Consider the following 23612-nt stretch of genomic DNA (forward strand, 5'->3'; position numbering starts at 1 on the left):
GCATGGCGAAGGACGGCAAGAGCGACAAGGCCGGCAAGCACGGCAAGGACGAACCGGGCCGGACGAGCGGCAAGGGCGGGACGCGGCGCGACGTGGACGCCCCCGTCGCCGACCTCCGTTCGCTGCTGCGGGTGACACCGGGCGGCGGCCCGGTCCGGCTGAAGGCGCACGACTCCTCCGGCACCCCCGGCGGGCCGTCCGGCAAGAAGCAGGCGCTGGCCGAGACCGCGGAGATGGGCGTACGCCTGGCCGAACTGCAGGAACGGCTCTTCGCGCAGAGCACGGCGGGCGACCCGCGCGCCCTGCTGCTCGTGCTGCAGGGCATGGACACCTCCGGCAAGGGCGGCACGGTCAAGCACGTCGTCGGCCAGTTCAACCCGTCAGGGCTGCGGATGCGCGCCTTCAAGGCGCCGACGCACGAGGAGCAGCAGCACCCCTTCCTCTGGCGGATCCGCCGGGCGCTGCCGCGCCCCGGCGAGGTCGGCATCTTCGACCGCTCGCACTACGAGGACGTGCTGATCGTCCGGGTCCGGAACCTGGTGCCGCGCGCCACCTGGTCCAAGCGCTACCGGACCATCAACGCGTTCGAGCAGTCGCTCGTCGACGACGGCGCCACCATCGTGAAGGTGTTCCTGCACATCGGCCACGAGGAGCAGCGCGACCGGCTGCTGGAACGGCTCGACAACCCGGAGAAGCACTGGAAGTTCAACGTCGGCGACATCGAGGAACGGGCCCTGTGGCCCGATTACCAGCAGGCGTACGAGGTCGCGTTGCAGAAGTGCTCCACCGACGCCGCGCCCTGGTACCTGGTCCCCGCGGACCGCAAGTGGTACCGGAACTGGGCGATCAGCAAGCTGCTGCTGGAACACCTGGAGCTGATGGACCCGGCCTACCCGAAGGGCGATTTCGACGTCGAGGAGTGCCGGGCGCGGCTGCTCGCCACCTGACCGTGAGCCCGGACCGGCGTCAGCCGGAACAGGCGGTGCGCTGGGCCTCCTGCCATTCGCAGACCGGGCACATCGTCAGGCCGGGCAGCGAGGCCGGATACTCCGTCGGCTTGCCGCACAGCACGCAGGCGGCGCGCGGCCCGTCCTGCGTGAGGGGCGGGGCGGGGGCCGCTTCGGGTTCGCCGGGGTCGGCGTAGCACTCGGTCACCCGTCCACCGTACTGCGCAGCACCACGGCCGCGCGGGCGGCCAGGTGCAGCACGCCGTCCGGGCCGGGCGGCTCGCAGCGGGGCCAGGCCGCGGCGACGGTGGTGCCTGCGGGCCCCGCGGGCTCGGCGGCGAACGGGCCGGTGAGCGGGACGGCCGCCGGGCCGTCCGAGAAGTTCACCGCGGTCAGGAAGCGCCCGCGGCGCACGGTGAGCACCTCCCCGGTGATGCCGATGTCGGGCGGGGGCGTCAGCAGCCCGGCGCCGGACAGTTCCGGCTCGGCCTGCCGCAGCGCGATCAGTTCGCGGTACCAGCCGAGCAGCCGGGCGTGCGGATCGCGGTCGGGCTCCGACCAGTCGAGGCAGGACCGCAGGCGGGTGGCGGGGTCCTGCGGGTCCGGGATGTCCTCGGCGGCCCAGCCGTGCCCGGCGAACTCCCGGCGGCGGCCCCGCGTGATCGCCGCGGCGAGGTCCGGGTCGTCGTGATCGGTGAAGAACTGCCAGGGCGTGGCCGCGCCCCACTCCTCGCCCATGAAGAGCATCGGGGTGAAGGGCGAGGTGAGGACGACCGCGGCGGCGAGGGCGAGCTGCTCCGGGGTGAGCCGGTCGCCGGTGGCGCGGTTGCCGATCTGGTCATGGGTCTGCGAGTAGCCGAGGAAACGGTGGGCCGGGGTCGTCGCACGGTCCACCGGCCGGCCGTGACGGCGGCCGCGGAAGGACGAGTAGCTGCCGTCGTGGAAGAAGACGCGGGTCAGCGTCTTGGCGAGCGCGGTGAGCGGCTCGCGCGCGAAGTCGGCGTAGTAGCCCTGGGATTCACCGGTCAGCGCGGTGTGCAGACAGTGGTGGAGATCGTCGTTCCACTGCGCGGTCAGACCGAGCCCGCCGGCCTCGCGGGGGGTGGTGGTGCGCGGGTCGTTGACGTCGGACTCGGCGATCAGGAACAGCGGACGGCCGAGCGAGTCCGACAGCGCGTCGACCGCCGCCGACAGCTCCTCCAGGAAGTGCAGCGCCCGCGTGTCGACGAGCGCGTGCACGGCGTCCAGCCGCAGCCCGTCGAGGTGGTAGTCGCGCAGCCAGGCCAGGGCGCTGCCGATGAGGAACGCGCGCACCTCGTCGGAACCCGGGGCGTCGAGGTTGACGGCGTCGCCCCACGGGGTGTGGTGCCGGTCGGTGAAGTACGGGCCGAACGGCGGGAGATGGTTCCCGGACGGGCCGAGATGGTTGTGGACCACGTCCAGGACCACCCCGAGGCCGTGCGCATGGGCCGCGTCCACGAACCGCTTGAGCCCGTCGGGCCCCCCGTAGGGCTCGTGCACGGCCCACAGCGAGACACCCTCGTAGCCCCAGCCGTGGGTGCCGGGGAACGGGCAGACGGGCATCAGCTCCACATGGGTGACGCCCAGCTCCGCCAGATGCGGCAGGTGCCCGATCGCGGCGTCGAAGGTGCCCTCACGGGTGAACGTGCCGACGTGCAGCTCGTACAGCACCGCGCCCGGCAGCGGGCGGCCGTCCCACGGAAGCGTCCAGTCGAACGCGTCATGGTCCACGACGGCGCTCGCGCCGTCCGGGCCGTCCGGCTGGCGGCGCGAGCGCGGGTCGGGCAGCGGCGGGCCGCCGTCGAGAACGTACGCATAGCGGCCGTCCGGGCCCGCCGGCGCCTCGGTACGCCACCAGCCGCCGCGGGCCGGATCCGGCGCCAGGGGACGGGTGCGGTCCCCGGTCAGCACGTCGACGCGCGCCGCGTTCGGCGCCCACACCTCGAACAGCACTGGCGGCTCCTCGGATCGGTCCCTCGGGGACGTTCTTCGGCCTTCGCGGACCTTCGCACCCTAGTGTCCGGCGGGCGGCCGGGCATCAGGGCCCGGCCGCCCGGCACACCGCACCGCGGCGTCCGGCGTGCGGCGGGCAGGATCAGATGAAGTTGATCCGCTCCTGGGATATGGGGTAGCCCGCCTTCGCGAAGTTCGCCGCCATCGGGAAGTTGCCCTGGTCGGTGGCGGCGGTGATGCGGGTCGCGCCCTGCTCCACGAGGTCCTGCGTGCACTCGACGAGCAGATCGTAGGCGTAACCGTGCCCGCGCTGCTCCGGCACGACGCCGATGAAGCCGATGGTCGGGCCCGCCGGGTTGTGGGCCGGGATGTGCAGGCCCGCCGGCGCACCGTCGGGGGTGCAGGCCAGCCGCCACCAGTCGCGCGGTGAGGGCAGCCAGTGGAGCCAGCCGAGGAATGCGGTGGCGGCGGCCTCGCCACCGACCTTGTCGATCTCCGCACGGTCGTGCGCGTCGAGGGTGCCCTGCTGGATGCGGCGCACGACGTCCAGGATCACCGCGTCGTCGGGCTCGGGCCGGTACTCCAGGCGCCCGGTGCGCGCGGGGAGCGGGTCGCCGGCGGTCCAGGTGTAGCGGTAGCGCTCGACGAGCTGCTTGAGCCCGGCCTCGGTGACGGCGTCGATCCGGGACCGGGCGGCGGCCAGCAGCTCCGGCCGTTCGCGCCAGCCGGGCGGCAGCAGCAGGTCGTACTCGCCGTACAGCGGGGCGGCCTTGAGCAGTCGTACCCCCGCGCCGGCCTCGCCGTCGGCGAAGTCGAACCAGTCGAGCGCCTTCGGCTGCTCGTCGTCGGCGCCCGCCCACCAGGCGGCGCGGGCCACGACGACACCGTCGCGCAGGGCGACCCAGGTCCATTCGGGGCGGTAGTCGCCGCCGTCGGCGACCATGCGGTACGGGTCGCCGAGGATCGCGCGGCCGACGAGCCCGGGATCGGCGAGGGAGGTGAAGAGATGCGCTTCGCCCGCGACGAGCGGACGGATGACCAGCTCAGACATGAGGTCCTTCGGGAGAGTGCCGCGCTCCCGGTCAGATGTGGGACGCCCGGTGGTCAGGGCGGGAGCGCGGGGAGGATGTGACGGACATCGCTCTCGCCTCCTTCCGTGATCATCTTGGGCGTGCGGACACCGTAGCCCGGTCCCGGAGAGGCTGTCCAGGGACTATTTTGGCCGGATGATCCAGCGCCAGGAAGTACCCGTCGTCCGGCATGCCACCAGGTCCGATCTGCCGCGCGTCGCGGAACTCGCCATCTCCCATGCCGCCTACGAGCAGGCCGACCCGCCCGCCGCAGGCTTCGCGGAGCGGCTCGCCGACGCGCTCTTCGACCGTCCCGAGCCCCGGCTGATCTGCCTCGTGGCGGAGCTGCGGGACGGCTCGCTGGCCGGCTACGCGACCTGCACCCCCGAGTTCGCCACCTGGTCCGGCCATGAGTACCTGCACATGGACTGCCTCTTCCTCGACGGCGAGCACCGCGGCCTGGGCCTCGGCCGGCTGCTCATCGACGCGGTCGCGGCCGAGGCGGCGGCGCTCGGTCTGCAGGAGGTGCAGTGGAACACCCCGGTCTGGAACGAGGGCGCCATCCGGTTCTACGACCGCCTCGGCGCCACCTCCCGGGAGAAGCGCCGCTACGCCTGGACGGTGCCGGCCGGCGCGGGAACGCTGCGCGCCGTCAGCTCCTCGTAGCCGAAGCACAGACCCAGCACCAGGACGGCACCGCCGACCTGGGCGAGTGCCGTGAGACGGGTGCCGAGCGGGACGGTGACGGCGAGCAGGGCAGCGGCGCAGAGCCGGGGGAGGAGCGGCCCGAGGCGGATGGCGCGGCGGATGGCGGTGTCGGCGGCGAGGAAGAGCGCGATGCCGCCCGCGAGCGCCCAGGCCTGGGCGTCGCCGAGCTGGTCCCCGGCGTGGCCGACGGCGGACTTGACGCCCGCGGCGAAGAGCAGGACGCCGAGCAGCAGCCCGTAGTGGCCGAGGTTGTAGATCCGCACGGCCGCGAAGTTCCGCTGCCGGGCGGGCAGTTCCGCCAGGGCGTGCTCTCCCCGTTCGTCGTTCCCGTGGCCGAAGTACGCCCACCACAGCCCGAGACAGACGCAGAGCATCAGGACGGCGGCGCTGACCCGCCCGGCGGTGAGCGGCGCGTCGCCCGCCCCGACGCCGATCGCGATCACGGACTCGCCGAACGCCACGATCATGACCAGGCCGTGCCGCTCGACGAAGTGGCCGCAGCGGATGGTGAATTCCCCCAGACCCACCAGCCGGGGCGTGGAGAGCTGGATGACGAGGGACACCGCCCACAGGGAAAGCTGCGCGGTGCCCTCCAGATAGCCGCCGATGACGACGAGGGCGGCGTTGAGGACGTTCAGCGCGCCCATCCGGGCCACCGAGCTCAGGTCCACCCCCGAGGCGGCGAACGTGCCCGTGTGCACGGCTATGACGAAGAGGTAGGCGAGGCCGAAGACGACACCGCTGCCGTCGAAGGCGTGTGGAATCGCCAGCGAGATGATCAGGAAGCCGGCCATGCCGACGAGCATCAGCCCGCGCCGGCCGTGGGTGGTGGGCGGCACCGCGTTGGTGAGCCAGATGAACGCGTCGTACATCCACCAGATCACCGCGAGCATGATCACGACGCGCAGCAGCCCGCCCCCGTCGAGATGGTGGGCGAGGCTGGCGGTGAGCTGGGTGATGGTGAAGACGAAGACGAGGTCGAAGAAGAGTTCCAGCGGGCTGACCCGCAGGGTCTCCTGCTCGGCGGAGTCGATGAAGTCGGTGGTCACGCCGGTGAGTATGAGCGATCGCCGATGCGTTCGACCGCGGAACGGCGGAGTCCCCCCAGCGGTGACAGGGGGGACTCCGCTGTTCCACGGGCCTACCGGCGGCGCAGTCCGGCGAAGACCAGGGCCGAGCCGGCCAGCACGATCAGTGCGTCGACGAGCAGCGCGGTGTGGATGCCGCTCAGCACCGAACCGGTGGCGGTGGTGCGGGCGGTGGCGATCGCGCTGAGCACCGGGATGCCCATCGTGATGCCGACCTGCTGGGTCATCGAGGCGAGACCGGTGGCCAGGCCCTGCTCGTCGTCGGGCAGACCCGAGGTCGCGGTGACCATGTAGCCGACGATCGCCGCGAGGTGGCCGAACGCGCCCACCGCGGAGGCGGCCAGGAGCAGCGTCAGGGCGCTGCCGCCGCCGGTGCCCAGCCAGCAGAAGGCGGCGGTGGCCACGGCCTGGACGAGGAGCCCGCAGGTCATCACGGTGCGGGTGCCGTGGCGGCCGATGAGCCGCGGGGCGGCCATCCCGCCGGCGAAGGCGGCGACGCCGAGACCGCAGAACGACAGGCCGGTCTGGAGCGGCGAGTAGTCCAGCACCTGCTGCATGTACAGCGTCAGCAGGAAGACGACCGAGCTCTCCATGGTGAAGGTGATCAGGCCGCCGAAGTTGCCCCACTTGACGGCGGGCCGGGTCAGTATCCGCAGCGGGGCGAGCGGGGCCTCGGCGCGCAGTTCGATGCGCCAGAAGGCGAGGAACAGCAGAGCGGCGGCGGCGAGGCAGCCCAGCGCGGTGGTGTCGGTCCAGCCGTGCTGGCCGGCCAGGGTGACGCCGTAGACCAGGGCGAGCAGCCCGCCGGTGACGGTGATCGCGCCGGGGACGTCGAGCTTGGAGCGGGCGCCGCGGCTCTCCTCGATCACGGCCGGGGCGGCGAAGAGGATGACCAGGGCGACCGGCACGTTGAGGAAGAAGGCCCAGCGCCAGCTCAGCAGGTCGGTGAGGATACCGCCGAAGATCGCGCCGACGGTGAAGCCGGCCGACATGAGGGTGCCGTTCAGGCCCAGCGCCCTGGCCCGCAGCGGACCTTCCGGCAGGGAGGTGGTGAGCAGCGAGAGCGCGGCGGGGGTGGCCATCGCGGAGGCCAGGCCCTGGGCGACCCGGGCGCAGAGCAGCATCTCGGGACCGGTGGCGAGGCCGCCGGCCAGCGATCCGGCGGCCAGCAGGGCCATGCCGGCCAGCAGCATCCTGCGCCGTCCCACGAAGTCGGCGAGCCGGCCGAAGAGCAGCGTGAACCCGGCGGCGGGCAGCATCATCGCGGTGGCGATCCACTGCAGGTTCGCGAGCGAGAAGCCCAGGCCGTGGCCGATCTCGGGCAGCGCCACGTTGAGGATCGAGAAGTCGACGGCGAGCATGAACTGCGAGCCGAGGAGCAGCAGGAGGACGAGGCGCTGACGGGCGGTCATCCGGAGGAGGCCGTCCGGGCCGGCGGCGGCCCCGTCCTCGGTGGCGGGTGACGTGGTGAGGGTGGTCATCACTACTGTCCGATCGTGAGTACGGCGTTGCCGGTGATCCGCCGGTCGCGGAGGTCGTTGAGAGTGGCGGCGGTGTCCTGCCAGCCGGCCAGGCGCCCGATCTCCGGGTGCAGCCGGTCGTTCGCCACCAGCCGGACGAGGGCGGCCAGATCGGGGCCGAACGCCTCGTCGAAGTGCTCGTAGTGGAAGTGCCGCACCGTGCCGGAGCGGGGGCCCTGGAAGAAGCCGAAGAAGCTCAGCTCGGCGGGCTCGCGGGACGCCTGGCCGAACCAGATCAGCGTGCCGCGCGGCCGCAGCAGCGCCAGCGCCCGGGCGGTGGTGGCGCCGCCCACCGACTCCAGCACCGTGTGGAACGGGCCGCGGGCGTCGGCCAGATCATGCACGACGGTCGCGCCGAACTCGGCCAGCCGCTTGCCGCGTTCGGGCGTCGCGGTGACGGCGGTGACCTCGGCGCCCGCGCCGATGGCCAGTTCGGTGAAGTAGTGGCCGACGCCGCCGGACGCGCCGGTGAGCAGCAGCGGATGTCCGGACACACAGCCGGTGGTGCGCAGCAGCCGCAGCGCGGTGAGCCCGGCCAGCGGCAGCGCGGCGGCGCGGATCGAGGAGACGCCGTCCGGCAGGACGGCGAGCGCGTCGGTGCGGACCGCCGCGTACTCGGCCCAGCCGCCGCCCGCCGGATGACCGACGACCCGCTGTCCGGCCCGCGGCCCGGAACCGTCCGCCGCGGCCTGGACGACCAGACCCGCGATGTCCTTGCCGGGCCGCCCCGGCTGCGGGGTGTGGAGCCGGAAGACCTCACCCCGGTTGACGGAGAACGCCTCGACCTTGACCAGCGCCTCGTCCGGTGCGGGCCGGGGCTCCTCCGTGTCGCCCAGGACCACCAGGCCGTCGGGGCGCCCGGTGGGCAGCAGTGCCTTCATCGTCTGTTCCTCGATCCGGCGCGGTGCGGGTGTGCCGCGCTGAGATCCAGGAAAGCCGCAGGTCAGAGGGTGTGTCCAACAGCCTTTTGGCGGTCTCGACAACCGTCGGTTGTCAGTGCACTCCAGGGGGTGTCATGGGGTCCGGACGGCCGGCTCCGTGATCCAGCTGGCGAGCAGCGCCAGCCGCTCGGCCGTCTTCGAGCCCGGCGCGACGGTGTACACGACCAGCGTCTGGTCCGGATCACCGGGCAGCGTGAGCGTCTCGTAGCCGAAGTCCAGCTCGCCGACGACGGAGTGGGCGATCCGCTTCATCCCGTAGGTCTTCTCCTTGACCAGATGATCGGCCCACAGCCGCCGGAACTCGTCGCTCTTGAGCGACAACTCGCCGATCAGCGCGGCCATCCGCTGGTCGTCCGGGTGCCGCCCCGCGTCCAGCCGCAGATACGCGACGGTCTCGGCGGCCACCGCGTTCCAGTCCGGATACAGGCCGCGGGTCTGCTCGTCCAGGAACACCGACCGGGCGATGTTGCACTCGCCGTCCGGGTACGCGGAGAACCCGGAGACGGCGTCAGCGAGCGCGTTCCAGGCCAGGGCGTCCATCCGCCGTCCCAGCACGAAGGCCGGCCCGCTCATCGAGTCGAGCAGCAGCCGCAGCCCCGGCCGTACCCGCCGGCTGCCGCGCGCCGCCGCGCGGGCGGTACGGGCCGGCCGGGCCAGCGCCCGCAGGTGCTCCTGCTCGGTCTCGTCGAGCCGCAGCACCCGGGCGATCGCGTCGAGCACGGCGTCGGACACGTTCTGGCCGCGGCCCTGCTCCAGCCGGATGTAGTATTCCACGCTCACCCCGGCGAGCTGGGCGACCTCCTCGCGGCGCAGCCCCGGCACCCGCCGCCGGCCGTGCGAGGGCAGACCCACGTCGTCCGGCTGGATACGCGCGCGGCGTGACTGCAGGAACCCGCTCAGATCTCTGTCCATGGACAGAGCGTAGAACGCCGCCCGAAAGCCAGCCTGGTACTGCCGGACCCAGGAAAAGCACAGCCCTGGGTGGCCTTCGCGAACGGTCGCAGAGTGGAGCTCGTCAGCAGGACACCCCCGCACCACCACTTCAGGGAGCACTTCCTCATGAGCTACGACAACCTCGCCGGCCGTACCGCGGTCGTCACCGGAGCCGCCAGCGGCATGGGTGAGGCCACCGCCCGGCTGCTCGCCGCGCACGGCGCCCGGGTCGCGCTGCTGGCCCGCCGCGCGGACCGGCTGGACGAGCTGGCCGGGAAGATCGCCGCGGCCGGCGGCCAGGCGCTGGCCGTACCGGTCGACGTCACCGACGGAGCGTCCGTGGACGCGGCCGCCGACCGGATCCACCAGGCGTACGGACCGGTCGACCTGGTGGTGAACTCGGCCGGCGTCATGCTGCCGAACCCGCTCGACGACGGCCGGATCGACGAATGGTCCCGCATGATCGACACCAATGTGACGGGCGTGCTGCGGATCATCCGCGCCTTCACCGCCGACCTCGTCGCCGCCGCGGCCGAGCGGCGGCCCGCCGATCTGGTCAACATCTCCTCGATCGGCGCGCATGTGACGTTCCCCAACTACGCCGTCTACGGGGCGACGAAGGCCGCGCTCACCCACCTTTCGGCGTCGCTGCGCTCCGAACTCGGCCCGCGCGATGTCCGCGTCACCAACATCGAGCCGGGGCTGACCGACACCGAGCTCGGCCACCACATCGACAACCAGGAGCTGTCGGCGCAGCTCGGGGGCATGTACGAGGCGATGGGCACCCTGTCGTCGGACGAGATCGCCGACATCATCGGGTTTGTCGCCAGCCGCCCCGCGCACGTTAACCTGCGCCAGGTGATCGTGCTGCCGACCCGGCAGGCATGAGCCGTACCGGAACGGGGGAACGTCGGCGGTGGATCTCGATCTCGCGCAGGTCAGGGCCTTCGTCGTCACGGCGCAGCGGCTGCACTTCGGACAGGCGGCCGCCGAGCTGTTCCTCAGCCAGCAGGCGCTGTCCAAGCGCATCGCCCGCCTGGAGGACGCGCTCGGCGTGCGGCTCTTCGACCGCACCGGGCACGGCGTCGGGCTGACCCCCGCCGGTCAGCGGTTCCTCGGGCCCGCCCAGGACGTCGTCCGGGCCGGGGAGGCGGCGGTGGCGGCCGCCCGGCACAGCGAGCGCCCGCTGCGGGTGACCGTGTGGGGCCATATGTTCGTCCCGCTGCGGACGATCCGGCTGGTCGTCGGGGAACAGCCGGACCTGGACATCGAGCTGAGCCTGCGGCCCGGATTCGTGACGGCGCTGGCCGGTCTGCGGGCCGACGAGATCGACTTCGCGCTCGGCCGCACCCACGGCCTGGACGAGCCGTGGCCGCGCACCCTCACCCGCCGGCTGGTGCGGCTCGACCCGGTCAAGGCGGTGCTGAGCCGGGACAGCCCGCTCGCCGCCGCCTCCGCGCTGCGCCCGGACGATCTGCGGGCCGGCCGGCTGTGGTTCCCGGCCGCGATAGAGAAGCTCGAATTCCTCCGGAGCTTCGTGGAACGCTTCGACATCCCGGGCGACTTCGGCGGGATCAACCTCGGTCTCGAACCCTTCCTCGACCATCTGCGCGGCCGCCCCGACCTCTTCTCGCTGCTGCCCACCGATGTGGAGATCCCGTCCGGCACGGGCCTGGTCGAGATCCCCGTGGTGGACCCGACACCGCTCTACGCCTGGCACGTCATCTGGCGCGCGAGCGAGAGCCACCCGGCGCTGGGACCGCTCCTCGACGCCTTCGCCCGCACCGCGCGGGCCCACGACTGGCTCGCCTACGACCCCGCAAGGCACTGGCTCCCCGACACCGACCGGGGAGCCCTCGGAGCCGGTGGCGCTACGCCGTGAGCAACGCTACGACGTGAGCAGCGCCACCGGGTGCGTCGCGAACAGGTCCGCGACCGGTACGGTGCCGCGGTGGTGAGTGCCCGTCAGCCGGTCGGTCCAGTCGCCCGGCGGCAGGGCCAGTTCGCTGTCCCGCCAGCCGCCCGCCTGCTCCAGACCGTGCGAGAGACGGGTGACGGCGGTGATCGAGCGTCCGGTCCTGACGAAGGCGACGCAGTGCGCGGCGGCCGGGCCGGTGGCGTGCAGGGGCTCGTACGTGGCCTCGGCGCCGAACCAGCCGGGGTGCTCGCGGCGCAGCAGCAGCGCCGTCGTCGTCACCAGCTCCTTCGGGCCGTCCGGCCCGCCCGCCCGCCGGTCCTCCGGCCGGTACGGGCGGCGGTTGTCGGGATCGACGAGGAGCAGCTGGGGGTGCTCGTCGCCCTGGTAGATGTCCGGTACGCCCGGCATCGTCAGATGCAGCAGCACCGCGCCGAGCCGGTTGACCTGTGAGGGCGCCTCGATCGCGCGCGAGATGTCGGCGGTCGCGTAGTAGGTCGGCCCGGTGATCAGCTCGCGGGTGAAGGTGTCGAGCCGCTTCTCGTACGCCGGGTCCTGCTCCGTCCAGCTGGTGCGCAGCCCCGCCTCGCGTTCCGACTTCAGCAGCGTCGCGGCGACCACGTCCTCGGCGCCGTAGCTGCAGAAGACCACGGCGTACTGCCACGCCAGGTACTCGGCGTGCCGGTCGACCAGCGGAATGCCGGCGCGGGTGAAGTAGCTGCGCAGATGGTCCGATTCGCGGCGCAGCCAGGTCCGCCAGAGGGCCGGGTGCTCCGAGATCGCGGCGAGCCGGGCGCGGACGTCGGCGCTGCGCTTGGTGTCGTGGGTGGACAGGACGGTGCCGGTGGCCGGCCAGTCGCGCTGGAGGCGGGCGCAGAAGGCGTGGAACTCCTCCGGAGTGGTGGTGGGGTGCGCGGGGTCGCGGCCGACCTCGTTGAGCGGCAGCAGCGGGTACCAGCGGTAGAAGGCGGTGTCCTCGACGGCCTTGGCGTGCAGCGCGGAGGCGACCTGGGCGAAGCGGACCGCGAAGCGGGCGTCCGCGCCGAGCGCGAGATCACGGATCTCCGCCGCGCCCGGCACCCCCGCCTCGCGGGCCGCGGTCTCCAGCATGGTGACCGCCTCGGCCGGCGCGTCCTCGCCCGGCACGACGTAGGGGCGGTAGACCGGCAGCCGGACCAGCAGCTCGCGGATGGCCCGGCGCAGCACGGCCGGGTCCTGGTCCGGCAGCGCGCGGGCCGCGGTGCGTCCGAGCCGGCTCACCTCGGCGGCCAGGTCCCGGGTCACGATCTTGTAGGCGGCGCGCCGAGCGGTGGGCGCCCACTCGCCGCCCCGGTCGGCGTCCTGGCCGGTGAAGTCGGCGTACCCCGCGGTGATCCGCTCCACCCCGGCCGGATCGGCGAACAGCCCGTCGACCCGGTCCAGGGAGTCGTACCCGGTGGTCCCCGCGCAGGCCCAGTCGGCGGGCAGCCGCTCGTCATGGCCGAGGATCTTCTCCACGACGGTCCAGCGGCCGCCGGTCGCCGTGGCCAGCCGGCGCAGATATCCGGCGGGGTCGGCGAGGCCGTCGGGATGGTCGATGCGCAGGCCGTCCACGACCCCTTCGCGCAGCAGCTCCAGGAGCTTGGCGTGGGTCGCGTCGAAGACCTCCGGGTCCTCGACCCGGACCGCGATCAGATCGGAAATCGTGAAGAAGCGCCGGTAGTTGAGATCGGTCCGCGCCTCCCGCCAGTGGGCGAGCCGGTACCACTGGGCGTCGAGCAGCGCGCGCAGCGGGAGCTCCTCGGTGCCGGCCCGCAGCGGGAAGGCGTGGTCGTAGTAGCGCAGCACCGGCTCGCCGAGCGCCTTGTCGTCCTCGACCCGCAGCCGGCCCAGCACCTCGTCGAGCGGGGCGCCCAGGACCGGCATCAGCAGCTTGCCGTCCAGCGCCGCCCAGTCGATGTCGAACCACCGGGCGTAGGGGGAGTCCGTCCCTTCCCGCAGTACCGACCACAGCGGGCGGCTGAGGTACTCCGGAGCCGGTACCGCCATGTGGTTGGGCACGGTGTCCAGGACGAGGCCGAGCCCGTGCGCCCGGGCGGTCCTGGACAGCGCCCGCAGCCCCTCCTCACCGCCCAGCTCCGCGCTGATCCGGGTGTGGTCGACCACGTCGTACCCGTGCGTGGAGCCGGGCGCGGCCTGCAGCACCGGGGACAGATGCAGATGGGAGACGCCGAGCGCGGCGAGGTGGGGCACCACCGCCTCGGCGTCGGCGAACGTGAAGTCCGGTTGCAGCTGCAGCCGGTAGGTGGCAGTGGGCACGGCGGCCGTCGGCGGGGTCATGCAGGAGTGCGTACCCCGCCGCACGGTCCTACGATCACATCGACCGATCGATTACGCCGGCCGTTGCAGCACCACCAGACTCCGGTCGGTCAGCTGCAGCCGGTCGCCGGCCTTGACCTTCCGCCCGCTGCCCGGCTCCACCCCTTCGGCCCGTCCGGTGTCCACCACCAGCTGCCACTCCTTGCCGTGGTTGACCGGAACCACGAACTCCAGCTCCTCGGCCTGCGCGTTGAACAGCAGCAGGAAGGAGTCGTCCGTGATCCGCTCGCCGCGCGCGCCCGGCTCGGAGATCGCGCTGCCGTTGAGGAACACCACCAGCGACTTGGCGTGCGCCGCCTGCCAGTCCCGCTGGGCCATCTCCTCGCCCTCCGGGGTGAACCAGGCGATGTCGGAGAGCTCGTCGTGGGTGCCCTCCACCGGACGGCCGTGGAAGAAGCGCCGGCGGCGGAAGACCGGATGGTCGCGGCGCAGCCAGACCATGGTGCGGATGAACTCGTGCAGCCGCTGCGCCCCGGTCTCGTCCGCCTTCGGCCAGCGCACCCAGGCCAGCTCGTTGTCCTGGCAGTAGGCGTTGTTGTTGCCGCGCTGGGTCCTGCCGAACTCGTCGCCGTGGGAGAGCATCGGCACGCCCTGGGAGAGCATCAGGGTGGCGATGAAGTTGCGCAGCTGGCGGCCGCGCAGGGCCAGGATGCCCGGGTCCTCGGTCTCGCCCTCCTCGCCGCAGTTCCACGACCGGTTGTGGCTCTCGCCGTCGCGGTTGTCCTCGCCGTTGGCCTCGTTGTGCTTGTCGTTGTACGAGACCAGGTCGTTGAGGGTGAAGCCGTCGTGGCAGGTCACGAAGTTGATGGAGGCCAGCGGGCGGCGGCCGTCGTCCTGGTAGAGGTCCGAGGAGCCGGTCAGCCGGGAGGCGAACTCCGCGAGGGTGGCGTTCTCGCCCCGCCACAGATCCCGGACGGTGTCGCGGAACTTGCCGTTCCACTCGGCCCACAGCGGCGGGAAGTTGCCCACCTGGTAGCCGCCCTCGCCGACGTCCCACGGCTCGGCGATCAGCTTGACCTGGCTGACCACCGGGTCCTGCTGGACCAGGTCGAAGAAGGACGACAGCCGGTCCACCTCGTGGAACTGCCGGGCCAGCGTCGCCGCGAGGTCGAAGCGGAAGCCGTCCACGTGCATCTCGGTGACCCAGTAGCGCAGCGAATCCATGATCATCTGCAGTACGTGCGGACTGCGCATCAGCAGCGAGTTGCCGGTGCCTGTGGTGTCCATGTAGTAGCGCTTGTCATCGCCCAGCCGGTAGTACGACGCGTTGTCGAGCCCCCGGAAGGACAGCGTCGGACCCAGGTGGCTGCCCTCGGCGGTGTGGTTGTAGACCACGTCGAGGATCACCTCGATACCGGCGGCGTGCAGCGCCCGCACCGCCGTCTTGAACTCCAGGACCTGCTGCCCCCGGTCGCCCAGCGAGGAGTACGTGTTGTGCGGGGCGAAGAAACCGATGGTGTTGTAACCCCAGTAGTTGTTCAGCCCCGCGTCCGCCAGCCGGTGGTCCAGCACGAACTGGTGAACCGGCATCAGCTCCAGCGTGGTCACCCCCAGTTCCACCAGGTGGCCGATGACCGCCGGGTGCGCCAGGGCCGCGTAGGTGCCGCGGATCTCCTCGGGCAGATCGGGGTGAAGCATCGTCAGGCCCTTGACGTGGGCCTCGTAGATCACCATGCGGTGGTAGTCGATCCGCGGCGGCCGGTCGTCGGACCAGTCGAAGTACGGGTTCACCACGACCGAGGTCATGGTGTGCGGCGCCGAGTCCTGGTCGTTGCGGGTCTCCGGCTGGCCGAACTGGTAGCCGTACACCGCCTCGTCCCAGTCGATCGACCCGCTCACGGCCTTCGCATAGGGGTCCATCAGCAGCTTCGACGAGTTGCAGCGGTTGCCCTTGGCCGGCTCGTACGGGCCGTGCACCCGGAATCCGTACCGCTGACCCGGCATCACGCCCGGCAGATAGGCGTGCCGCACGAAGGCGTCGGCCTCCCGCAGCTCCACGGCCGTTTCGGAGCCGTCGTCGTGCAGCAGGCACAGTTCGATGCGTTCGGCTACTTCGGAGAAGAGGGCGAAATTGGTGCCCGCGCCGTCGTACGTGGCGCCGAGGGGATATGCCGTACCCGGCCAGACTTGCATGTCGCGACTCTTCCACTCCGGGACCGGATGACGGTAGGCCGCTCGCCCGGTCACATCGTTGTCAACGCTGTATCTTCGCGTAGATGTGGGGGCAAAAGTGCCATTTGCGAAGATCGGATCTTCCCCGGAAAGGGTTCAGTACGTCACCCGGTGTCCCAACGGTCAGCAACCGTAAGGGTGATGACGCGGTGCGGTTGTAGTCAAGTAGGGTCGATAGGGCTGCGGTGCCACCCGGTGGGCAGTAGCCTTCCTTGATCGTGGACGGGGGAGGGAGGCGGTGGCGTGGTGACGTCGGGAGGCCTTGTGCTCCCCAGTGGCGGAGATCAGGGAGACCAGAGCGGCGCCACTGCCGACGGTGCGCCCGGCGCGGTCACGCTCGCGCAGCCGTTGGAGATAGGAGCGGAACTGGACTGGGGCGCCGACGCCTGGGCGGAGGTGCGCACCCGTGCCAGCCGCGCCGGGCGGGCATACGTCTGGCTCAACCTCGTCGAGCAGCGCCTGCGCGCCGTCGTGAACGCCGTGCTGCGCCCGATCTACGAGCCCGTGCACGGCGAGGAGTGGGTGGTCGCCGCCGCGGGCCCGGCCGGACACGAATGGGTGCAGCGCGCTGCCGCCGTCCGTGAGGTCAGCCGCCGCAAGGGCTTCCTGCTCGACCCCGCCGACGACAACATCCTCAGCTTCCTGACCCTCCCGCAGCTGCGGGAACTCGTCGTGCAGCACTGGCCGTGCTTCGAGCCGTACTTCGACGAGCGCCGCGATCTCGAACTCGCGCTCGACGAGCTCGAGGTCGCCCGGCATGTCGTCTCCCGCAACCGCGCGCTGTCCCGCACCGTCCTCGCGCAGGCCGAACGGGCCGCCGCCCGGCTGCTGGACATCCTCGGTTCCGGATCCGGCTACGCGGCGGCCGACCGGCTCCCCGTCGACGTCGTCGAGGAACTGGTCGCCGACCGCTACGCCGATGTCGTCGGCGTCTACTCCGACCGGGTCCGGCTCCAGCGCCAGCTGCCCGCCGAGGACCTCTTCGGCTCGGCGCACCGGCTGGACGCGATAGGCATCGGCCTGAACCTCCTCGTGCAGAACTACTCCGGCCGCCGGCTGATGCGGCTCGCGGAGTCGGGCTGCCGTATCCGGCTGCTCTTCCTCAACCCCGCCAGCAGCGCGGTCCGCCGCCGGGAGCGCGAGCTGGGGCTCGGGCGCGGCGAGCTGAGCCGCTCCGTCGAGATGAACATCATGCACATGCGCCGGGTCCGGGCCCGGCTGCGCGACCCCGCGGCCTTCGAGATCCGGGTCTTCGACGAGACCCCGCGCTTCACCGCGTACCTCGTCGACGGCGACAGCGCCGACGGACTCGCGGTCGTCCAGTCCTATCTGCGCAAGGCCCGCGGGATGGAGGTCCCGGTGATGGTGCTGCGCGGTCCCTCGCGCCATGTCGTCAAGGACGACCGGCGCGGTGAGCACAGCGGACTCTTCGACGTCTACCGCGAGGAGTTCGAAGGAGTCTGGGCCGACTCCCGGCCGGTGTCCTGACACCCGGGGTTCCGCGTCCGGCCGGACGCGCCCGGCGGCGCGGACCCGGGGGACCCACTGTCAGTGGTGCACGAGAGGATGGCAGAGCACACGGGGGACCAGTGGGAGGTAGGCGCATGGCATGGCATCGGGAGCTGCTCGTCGGCTTCGACCTGGAGACGACGGGGACGGACCCGCACGAGGCGCGGATCGTCACGGCCGCGGTGACCGAGGTCAAGGGCGGTGAGCCGATACGGCACCGGGAGTGGCTCGTCGATCCCGGCGTGGCCATTCCCGAGGGCGCGACCGCCATCCACGGCATCACGACCGAGCGGGCCGTGGCGGAGGGCCGCCCCGCCCGGGAGGCCGTCGCCGAGATAGCCCGCGCGCTGCGCGAGTACTGGGCGGACGGTGTACCGGTCGTCGTCTACAACGCCCCCTTCGACCTGAGCCTGCTCGCCGCCGAGCTGCGCCGCCATGAGCTGCCCGGCCTCGGCGGCGCCCCCGGCCCGGCCGTCGGACCGGTCCTGGACCCGCTGGTCATGGACCGGGCGCTGGACAAGTACCGCAAGGGCAAGCGCAATCTGGAGGCCGCCTGCGCGGTGTACGGGGTGGTGCTGGACGACGCGCACGAGGCGGGCGCCGACGCCCTCGCCGCCGTCCGGGTCGCCCGCGCGCTGGGCGAGCGGTACCCGGAGGCCGGCGAGGCCGAGCTCTGGGACCTGCACCGCTCCCAGATCCGCTGGTACACCGACTGGGCCACCGGCTACCAGAAGTGGCTGCGCCGGGACCGCGACCCGGAGGCCGTCGTCGACGCGTCCTGGCCGCTGCGGCTGGACGCTCTGCTCCCGCAGCAGCGCGCCGCGCCGGTCGGCGGCGTCCCGCTGCTGGACGAGTCGGATCTGCCGGGCCAGGGCTGACTCCCTCCGGCGCCCGCAGGGACGTGGACGCCCTCGTTCAGAACGGGTACCAGCGCACCGTCGGATCGCCGTCCCGCAGGGACGCGACGCGGCGGCGGAACTCGGCGAGTGCCGCCGGGTTCGCGGGCGCGTGCTGGGCGACCCAGGCGCAGCTCGCGGTCTCCCGCGCGCCGCGCAGCACGGCGCAGCCGTCCCACTCGCGCACGTCCCAGCCGTAGGCCGCCGTGAACGTGTCGTAGGCGGCCGGGTCGAGACCGTAGCGGTCCCGGCTGAGCGCCATCACCACCAGATCGTGTTCGCGCAGATCGGAGGAGAACGTCTCCAGGTCGACGAGCACCGGCCCGTCGGGGCCGACCTGGACGTTGCGCGGCAGCGCGTCGCCGTGCACCGGGCCGCGCGGCAGCCGGGGCGTCAGCGCGGAGGCCGTCGCGGCGAATCCGTCCCGCCGGTCGCGCAGATAAGCGGCGTCCGCCGGGTCGATCGCCTCACCCGCGAGCCGCAGCCAGCGCTCCACCCCGCCCAGCAGATCGCGTGGCGGCAGCACGGGGGCGGACGGGCCCGACGGCTCCGGCAGCGCGTGCACCAGCCGCAGCAGTCCGGCGAGGTCGGCGGGCCCGGCGGGGCGCACCGGCTCGGGCAGCCGCACCCAGTACGTGACGGGATGGCCGTCGACCAGCCGGGCCCGCGGCGAGGCCGCCCGGACCGCCGGCACATCGTGCTCCGCCAGCCAGCCGGCGATCCGCACCTCGCGCTCGGCGCGCTCGAGCAGTTCGGCGCTGCGGGCGACCTTGACGACGAGACCGTCGCCCACCGCGAACACCGCGTTCTCGCCCAGCGCCAGCAGCCGCGCCCCGGCCGCGTCCGGCGCCCCGGAGACCGCCGGATCCGCTGCGGAGGCCGCGGCGGAAGCCGCCGCGGGCCTCGCCGCTGCCGCCAGGACGGCCCGTGCCCGTTCCTCCGTGAACGCCGTGCCCGATTGCTCCACGACCGCCTCCGCCGTTCCCCGTTCGAATGATCACCGACAGTCTCGCACCTGCCCGCGGGCAGCCGCCCGCGGCCGCCCGCCCGGAGCCGACGTGCCGTCACATGGTCTTGACGGGCCGCCCGGGGGTCCGGACCATGACGGGGGCCCGCCGGGGCCGGCTCCGCACCGGCCGGGCGGCCCGTCCGACGGAGCCGCGCGAAGGAGCCGCCTGCCGTGACCCTGGCCACCGCGCCACCCAGGACCCGCCCGCGGCGTCATGACCGGGGCGTGTGGTTCCTCGTCCTCCCGGCACTGATCCCGATCCTGCTGCTGAGCGTCGGACCGCTGCTGTACGGGATCGGGCTCGCGTTCACCGACTCGCAGTCGGGCCGCACCCAGCCGACCCGGTGGACCGGGCTGCAGAACTTCTCCGACCTGCTGCACGACTCCCTCTTCTGGGACTCGTTCCGGATCGGCCTGGTGTGGGCGGTCGGGGTGACCGTGCCCCAGTTCCTGCTCGCGCTCGGCCTGGCGCTGCTGCTCAACCAGCCGCTGCGGATGCGCTGGCTGGCCCGCGCGCTGGCCATCGTCCCGTGGGCGATGCCGGAGGTCGTCGTCGGCATCATGTGGCGGCTCGTCTACCACCCGGACGCGGGCGTGCTCAACGAGACGCTGCGCCAACTCCACCTCGGCGACGGCACCGACTGGCTCGCCGGGCTGTCCACCGCGCTGCCCGCCGTGATCGTCGTCGGCATCTGGGCGGGGATGCCGACCACCACCGTCTCGCTCCTCGCCGGGCTGCAGAACGTACCGCGCGAGCTGCACGAGGCCGCCGCGGTGGACGGCGCCGGCGCCTGGCGCAGATTCCGGACGGTGACCTGGCCCGCGCTCCGGCCGGTGGCGCTCGCCATGACGGCCCTGAACTTCATCTGGAACTTCAACTCGTTCGCGCTGGTCTATGTACTCACCAACGGCGGTCCCGGCGGCCGCACCCGGCTGCCGATGCTCTTCGCCTACGAAGAGGCCTTCCGCTACGGGCAGTTCGGCTATGCGGCGGCGATGGGCTGCGTCATGGTCGCGGTGATCTCCGTACTCCTGGCCGTGTATCTGGCCGGCCGGCTCAAGGGGGACGACCAGTGACGACCGCCCGCACCCCGACCGCCCGCACACATGCCGCCCGCACCCCGACCGCCCGCACCCGGCTGATCAAGCGCCGGGCCGGCCGCACCGGCCAGTACCTCGCGCTCGTCGGCTATCTGGTCTTCCTCGGCTTCCCGCTGCTGTGGCTGGTCTCGACGGCGTTCAAACCGCCGCGCGAGCTGGCCACCCTGCACCCCACCTGGTGGCCGAAGCACCCGACCCTCGACAACTTCCGGCAGGCCTTCGACGAGCAGCCGCTGCTGCACGCCGCACTGAACAGCCTGCTGGTGGCGCTGAGCTCCGCCGTCATCGCGGTGCTCCTCGCGACGCCGATGGCGTACGTGATGGCGCGGCACCGCTCACGGCTGAGCCGGGCCGCCACCGGGTGGGTCGTGGTCAGCCAGGCGTTCCCGTTCGTGCTGGTGATCATTCCGCTGTTCCTGATCCTCAAGCGACTGCATCTGATCAACGCGCTGCCGGGCCTCGTGATGGTCTACGTCGTCTGGACGCTGCCGTTCGCGCTGTGGATGCTGACGGGCTACGTCCGCGCCGTGCCGCGCGAGCTGGAGGAGGCCGCCGCGGTCGACGGCGCCGGCCGGCTCCGCACCCTCGTCTCGATCACCGCGCCGCTGCTCGCCCCCGGCATCGTCGCCACCGGCCTGTTCGCCTTCATCACCGCGTGGAACGAGTTCTTCTTCGCGCTGGTGCTGCTGAAAACCCCGGAGAAGCAGACCATGCCGATCATCCTCACCCACTTCATCGGCGCCGAGGGCGTCGCGGACCTCGGTCCGCTCGCCGCCGCGGCGCTGCTCGCGACCCTTCCCAGCCTGCTGCTCTTCGCACTGATCCAGCGGCGGATCGCCGGCGGCATGGTGGCCGGGGCGGTGAAGGGCTGATGGTCTCCCCTTACCCCAGGCTCTCGCGGTGCGCGGCCGCGATCGGCGCCGCGCTCGCCCTGCTGGCGGCCGGCTGCTCCGGGGGCGGCGGTGCCTCCGACGACGGGCGGATCACGCTCCGCTTCCAGAGCCTGGCCTGGCAGCAGGACTCCGTCGCCGCCAACAAGCAGCTCGTGGCCGAGTGGAACCGCACCCACCCCGACGTCCGGGTCGAGTACGTGCAGGGGAGCTGGGACAGCGTCCACGACCAGCTCCTCACCTCCTTCGAGGGCGGGGAGGCGCCGGACATCATCCATGACGCGTCCGACGACCTCGCGGACTTCGCGTACGGCGGCGACCTCGCCGAGCTCGGCGGCCTGCTGCCCGCGACGCTGCGCGACGCGATCCCCGGCGCCTCCTGGCAGACCACGACCTTCGGCAAGGGCGTCTACGGAGTGCCGTTCCTCCAGGAACCGCGCATGATCATCGCCAATCGCGCCCTGCTGGTGAAGTCCGGCGTCCGGATCCCGACCGCCGACACCCCCTGGACGTGGGAGGAGTTCCAGCAGTCCGCGAAGAAGCTGACCGGCAACGGGACCTACGGGGTCGCCTGGCCGCTCAAGGAGCCGGTCAGCTCGACCCTCAACCTCTCGCTGTCCACCGGCGGACAGATCTTCCAGCGGGGCGCCGACGGCAAGGTCACCGTCCGGTTCGACGCCGCCGACCAGGCCGTACCGCGGGCCATCCACGACATGGTCGACACCGACCACAGCGCAGCGCGCACCACGCTCGGCATGGGTGGCTCCGACACCCTCCCCGGCTTCTTCGGCGGCAAGTACGCCATGGTCCCACTGGGGTTCTCCTACCGTCAGCAGATCCAGCAGCAGGCCCCGAAGGGCTTCGACTGGATCGTGCTCCCCGCCCCCATGGGACCCGATGGCAACCGCGCGCAGGGCGTCAGCCCGCAGACCCTGTCCGTCTCGGAGGACTGCGCGCACAAGAAGGAGGCCGTGCGGTTCATCGACTTCCTGTTGCGCACCGACAACGTGGTCCGGCTCGCCAAGGGCGACTGGATGCTCCCCACCGCCACGGCCGCCCTGCGCGACCCGGCCCTGCACACGGATCGGAACGGCTGGTCCACCGGCACCGCGCTGGCCCCCTACCTCCGCTCCGCGCCGGCCCAGTCCGTGCGCGGCTACCCGGAGTGGAAGGACAAGGTCGCCACGCCCGCCTTCCAGGAGTACTACAGCGGCGCCATCGGCCTCGACGAACTCCGCCACCGTCTGGTGACCGACGGCAACCGCGTCCTGGCCCGCTACCAGCGGTAGGTCTGGCCGGCTCAGACGGCGCCGCGCAGTTCGCCCGCCGTGACGACCCGCAGGAACGGCGGGATCGTGGCCGCGACGGCGGCGGCGAAGACGAGGAAGGCGACCCGTATCCCGAACCCTTCGGCGAGGACGCCGATCAGCCCGGCGCCCAGCGGCATGGCGCCCCAGCTCAGCAGGCGGGCAGCGCTGCTGAACCGGCCCATGATCGCGTCCGGCACGATGTTCTGGGCGATGAGCCGGGCGTTGACCGACCAGAGGGTGCCGCCCATGCCGCCGAGGAAGGCGGCGGCCGCGACGGCCCACAGGCTGTTGGTGAGGACCGGGACGGCCATCATCACCAGCGTGCTGACGAGGTCGGCGAACATCGCCCAGCGGTGGCCGAGCAGCCGGTTCACCCGGCCGACGGTGAGCGCGCCGACCAGGCCGCCGACCCCGAGCGCGCTGAGCACGACGCCGTACTCCCGCGGTGACAGCCCCAGCAGCTCCTTGGCGATGAGCGGCATGAGGGCCAGCCAGGCGCCCCAACTCGCGCACAGCACCGTCAGGATGAGCGCCATGGTGCGCAGCAGCCGGTGGCGCCAGAGGTAGCGCAGCCCTTCGGTGAACTGCCGGCCGGCGCCCGCCGGTACGCTCCCGGGCGCCGCCGCCGTCCGCACCGCGCGGAACCGGCCGGTGAGCAGCAGCAGGACCAGGGCGGCCGCCAGATACGCGACCCACGTGGTGCCGAGCGCGACGCCGGTGCCGGCGGCCAGGAGCAGCCCGCCGACGAAGGGGCCGCAGAACTCGTTGGCGGCGGTCTCGACGCCGGTGATCCAGGCGTTCGCGCGCTCACGTCCCGCGCGCGGCACGATCGCCGGGACGAGCGCCGACTCCGACGTCAGCGCGATCACCTCGGCGATGCCGAGCACGGTCCCGGCGGTGGCCAGCGCCCAGAGCGTGACGTCCCCGGTGGCGACGATCCGCAGCAGGCAGCCGACCGCGAGCAGCCGGATCCCGTTGGCCAGCCAGAGCAGCCGGCGCCGGTCGGCGCGGTCGACGAGCACACCGACCGGGAGGGAGGCGAGCAGCCAGGGGAGCGTCAGTGTGAGGGCGACCAGGGAGACGGCGGCGGGGGAGCTGGTGATCCGGGTGGCCAGCACCGGCAGCGCGATCTTGGTGATCCCGTCCGCGAGATTGGTGATCGCGGTGAACACCAGCAGGACGACGGTGTTGCGGGTGCCCCGCGGACCGGCGGGCCGCACCGGTGTTCTGGCGGCGGGCAGGGCCTGGGTGCTCATGGAAGATCCCCTAAC

General features: G+C 72.5%; 20 protein-coding genes. 9 read left to right on the top strand and 11 right to left on the bottom strand.

Annotation, left to right across the window (positions count from 1 at the left end; all coding sequences use genetic code 11):
- The first annotated feature begins 2 nt into the window (after positions 1-2).
- Entirely contained in the window at positions 3-947 is a 945-nt protein-coding gene (locus LNW72_RS30120; RefSeq protein WP_250978229.1) for a polyphosphate kinase 2 family protein, read from the top strand.
- A 19-nt stretch (positions 948-966) separates the two neighbouring features.
- On the opposite strand, the gene LNW72_RS30125 is transcribed toward LNW72_RS30120, so the two are convergent.
- The 3 genes from LNW72_RS30125 to LNW72_RS30135 all read right to left on the bottom strand — a co-directional run bounded on the left by LNW72_RS30125 (position 967) and on the right by LNW72_RS30135 (position 3972).
- Complete coding sequence (locus LNW72_RS30125) at positions 967-1155, bottom strand: hypothetical protein (RefSeq protein ID WP_250978230.1); 189 nt, start codon at positions 1153-1155, stop codon at positions 967-969.
- A complete protein-coding gene (gene treZ, locus LNW72_RS30130) occupies positions 1152-2921 on the bottom strand; it encodes a malto-oligosyltrehalose trehalohydrolase (protein ID WP_250978231.1) in 1770 nt (589 codons plus the stop codon). Before treZ ends, LNW72_RS30125 begins: the two co-directional genes overlap by 4 nt.
- 142 nt (positions 2922-3063) lie before the next feature.
- Positions 3064-3972, bottom strand: coding sequence for a GNAT family N-acetyltransferase (locus LNW72_RS30135; protein ID WP_250978232.1), 909 nt, complete (start codon positions 3970-3972; stop codon positions 3064-3066).
- Between the two features lie 175 nt (positions 3973-4147).
- On the opposite strand from LNW72_RS30135, the gene LNW72_RS30140 reads away from it, so the two are divergent.
- Positions 4148-4657 carry a GNAT family N-acetyltransferase gene (locus tag LNW72_RS30140; protein ID WP_250978233.1) on the top strand — a complete coding sequence of 170 codons (510 nt, stop codon included), beginning with the start codon at positions 4148-4150 and terminating at the stop codon, positions 4655-4657.
- Here LNW72_RS30140 and LNW72_RS30145 read toward each other — a convergent pair.
- The 4 genes from LNW72_RS30145 to LNW72_RS30160 all read right to left on the bottom strand — a co-directional run bounded on the left by LNW72_RS30145 (position 4600) and on the right by LNW72_RS30160 (position 9160).
- Positions 4600-5748 (bottom strand): low temperature requirement protein A, encoded by a 1149-nt coding sequence (locus tag LNW72_RS30145; protein ID WP_250978234.1) that lies wholly within the window; start codon positions 5746-5748, stop codon positions 4600-4602. The genes LNW72_RS30140 and LNW72_RS30145 overlap by 58 nt on opposite strands.
- A 92-nt stretch (positions 5749-5840) precedes the next feature.
- Positions 5841-7268, bottom strand: a complete 1428-nt coding sequence (locus LNW72_RS30150; protein WP_374117353.1) for an MFS transporter — start codon at positions 7266-7268, stop codon at positions 5841-5843.
- 2 nt (positions 7269-7270) lie between these two features.
- A complete protein-coding gene (locus LNW72_RS30155) occupies positions 7271-8188 on the bottom strand; it encodes a zinc-binding dehydrogenase (RefSeq protein WP_250978235.1) in 918 nt (305 codons plus the stop codon).
- A 132-nt stretch (positions 8189-8320) separates the two neighbouring features.
- On the bottom strand, positions 8321-9160 hold the full coding sequence (locus LNW72_RS30160; protein WP_250978236.1) for a helix-turn-helix transcriptional regulator: 840 nt from the start codon (positions 9158-9160) through the stop codon (positions 8321-8323).
- 147 nt (positions 9161-9307) lie between these two features.
- On the opposite strand from LNW72_RS30160, the gene LNW72_RS30165 reads away from it, so the two are divergent.
- Positions 9308-10069, top strand: a complete 762-nt coding sequence (locus LNW72_RS30165) for an SDR family oxidoreductase (RefSeq protein WP_250978237.1) — start codon at positions 9308-9310, stop codon at positions 10067-10069.
- 28 nt (positions 10070-10097) lie between these two features.
- Positions 10098-11063, top strand: a complete 966-nt coding sequence (locus tag LNW72_RS30170; protein ID WP_250978238.1) for a LysR family transcriptional regulator — start codon at positions 10098-10100, stop codon at positions 11061-11063.
- A gap of 6 nt (positions 11064-11069) precedes the next feature.
- Here LNW72_RS30170 and treY read toward each other — a convergent pair whose 3' ends face one another.
- Together treY and glgX are read right to left on the bottom strand one after the other, a co-directional pair.
- Positions 11070-13415 (bottom strand): malto-oligosyltrehalose synthase, encoded by a 2346-nt coding sequence (gene treY, locus LNW72_RS30175; protein WP_250978239.1) that lies wholly within the window; start codon positions 13413-13415, stop codon positions 11070-11072.
- A 51-nt stretch (positions 13416-13466) separates the two neighbouring features.
- Positions 13467-15587, bottom strand: a complete 2121-nt coding sequence (gene glgX / locus LNW72_RS30180) for a glycogen debranching protein GlgX (RefSeq protein WP_250978240.1) — start codon at positions 15585-15587, stop codon at positions 13467-13469.
- 285 nt (positions 15588-15872) lie between these two features.
- Between glgX and LNW72_RS30185 the strand changes: the two genes are divergently transcribed.
- Both LNW72_RS30185 and LNW72_RS30190 read left to right on the top strand, forming a co-directional pair.
- Entirely contained in the window at positions 15873-17114 is a 1242-nt protein-coding gene (locus LNW72_RS30185) for an SAV2148 family HEPN domain-containing protein (RefSeq protein ID WP_187145341.1), read from the top strand.
- Positions 17115-17230: 116 nt separating this feature from the next.
- A complete protein-coding gene (locus LNW72_RS30190; RefSeq protein ID WP_250978241.1) occupies positions 17231-18013 on the top strand; it encodes a 3'-5' exonuclease in 783 nt (260 codons plus the stop codon).
- 37 nt (positions 18014-18050) lie between these two features.
- Here LNW72_RS30190 and LNW72_RS30195 read toward each other — a convergent pair whose 3' ends face one another.
- Entirely contained in the window at positions 18051-18998 is a 948-nt protein-coding gene (locus LNW72_RS30195) for an aminoglycoside phosphotransferase family protein (protein WP_250978242.1), read from the bottom strand.
- A 213-nt stretch (positions 18999-19211) separates the two neighbouring features.
- On the opposite strand from LNW72_RS30195, the gene LNW72_RS30200 reads away from it, so the two are divergent.
- From LNW72_RS30200 to LNW72_RS30210, 3 genes are all read left to right on the top strand, one after another.
- Positions 19212-20117, top strand: coding sequence for a carbohydrate ABC transporter permease (locus LNW72_RS30200; protein WP_250978243.1), 906 nt, complete (start codon positions 19212-19214; stop codon positions 20115-20117).
- Between the two features lie 62 nt (positions 20118-20179).
- Complete coding sequence (locus LNW72_RS30205) at positions 20180-21013, top strand: carbohydrate ABC transporter permease (RefSeq protein ID WP_250980372.1); 834 nt, start codon at positions 20180-20182, stop codon at positions 21011-21013.
- Positions 21013-22320 (top strand): sugar ABC transporter substrate-binding protein, encoded by a 1308-nt coding sequence (locus tag LNW72_RS30210; protein WP_250978244.1) that lies wholly within the window; start codon positions 21013-21015, stop codon positions 22318-22320. The genes LNW72_RS30205 and LNW72_RS30210 overlap by 1 nt, the downstream gene beginning before the upstream one ends.
- An 11-nt stretch (positions 22321-22331) precedes the next feature.
- On the opposite strand, the gene LNW72_RS30215 is transcribed toward LNW72_RS30210, so the two are convergent.
- Positions 22332-23597 (bottom strand): MFS transporter, encoded by a 1266-nt coding sequence (locus tag LNW72_RS30215; protein WP_250978245.1) that lies wholly within the window; start codon positions 23595-23597, stop codon positions 22332-22334.
- Between the last annotated feature and the right edge of the window lie 15 nt (positions 23598-23612).

This window comes from Streptomyces sp. RKAG293 (assembly GCF_023701745.1).
In the GTDB taxonomy this organism is placed as follows: domain Bacteria; phylum Actinomycetota; class Actinomycetes; order Streptomycetales; family Streptomycetaceae; genus Actinacidiphila.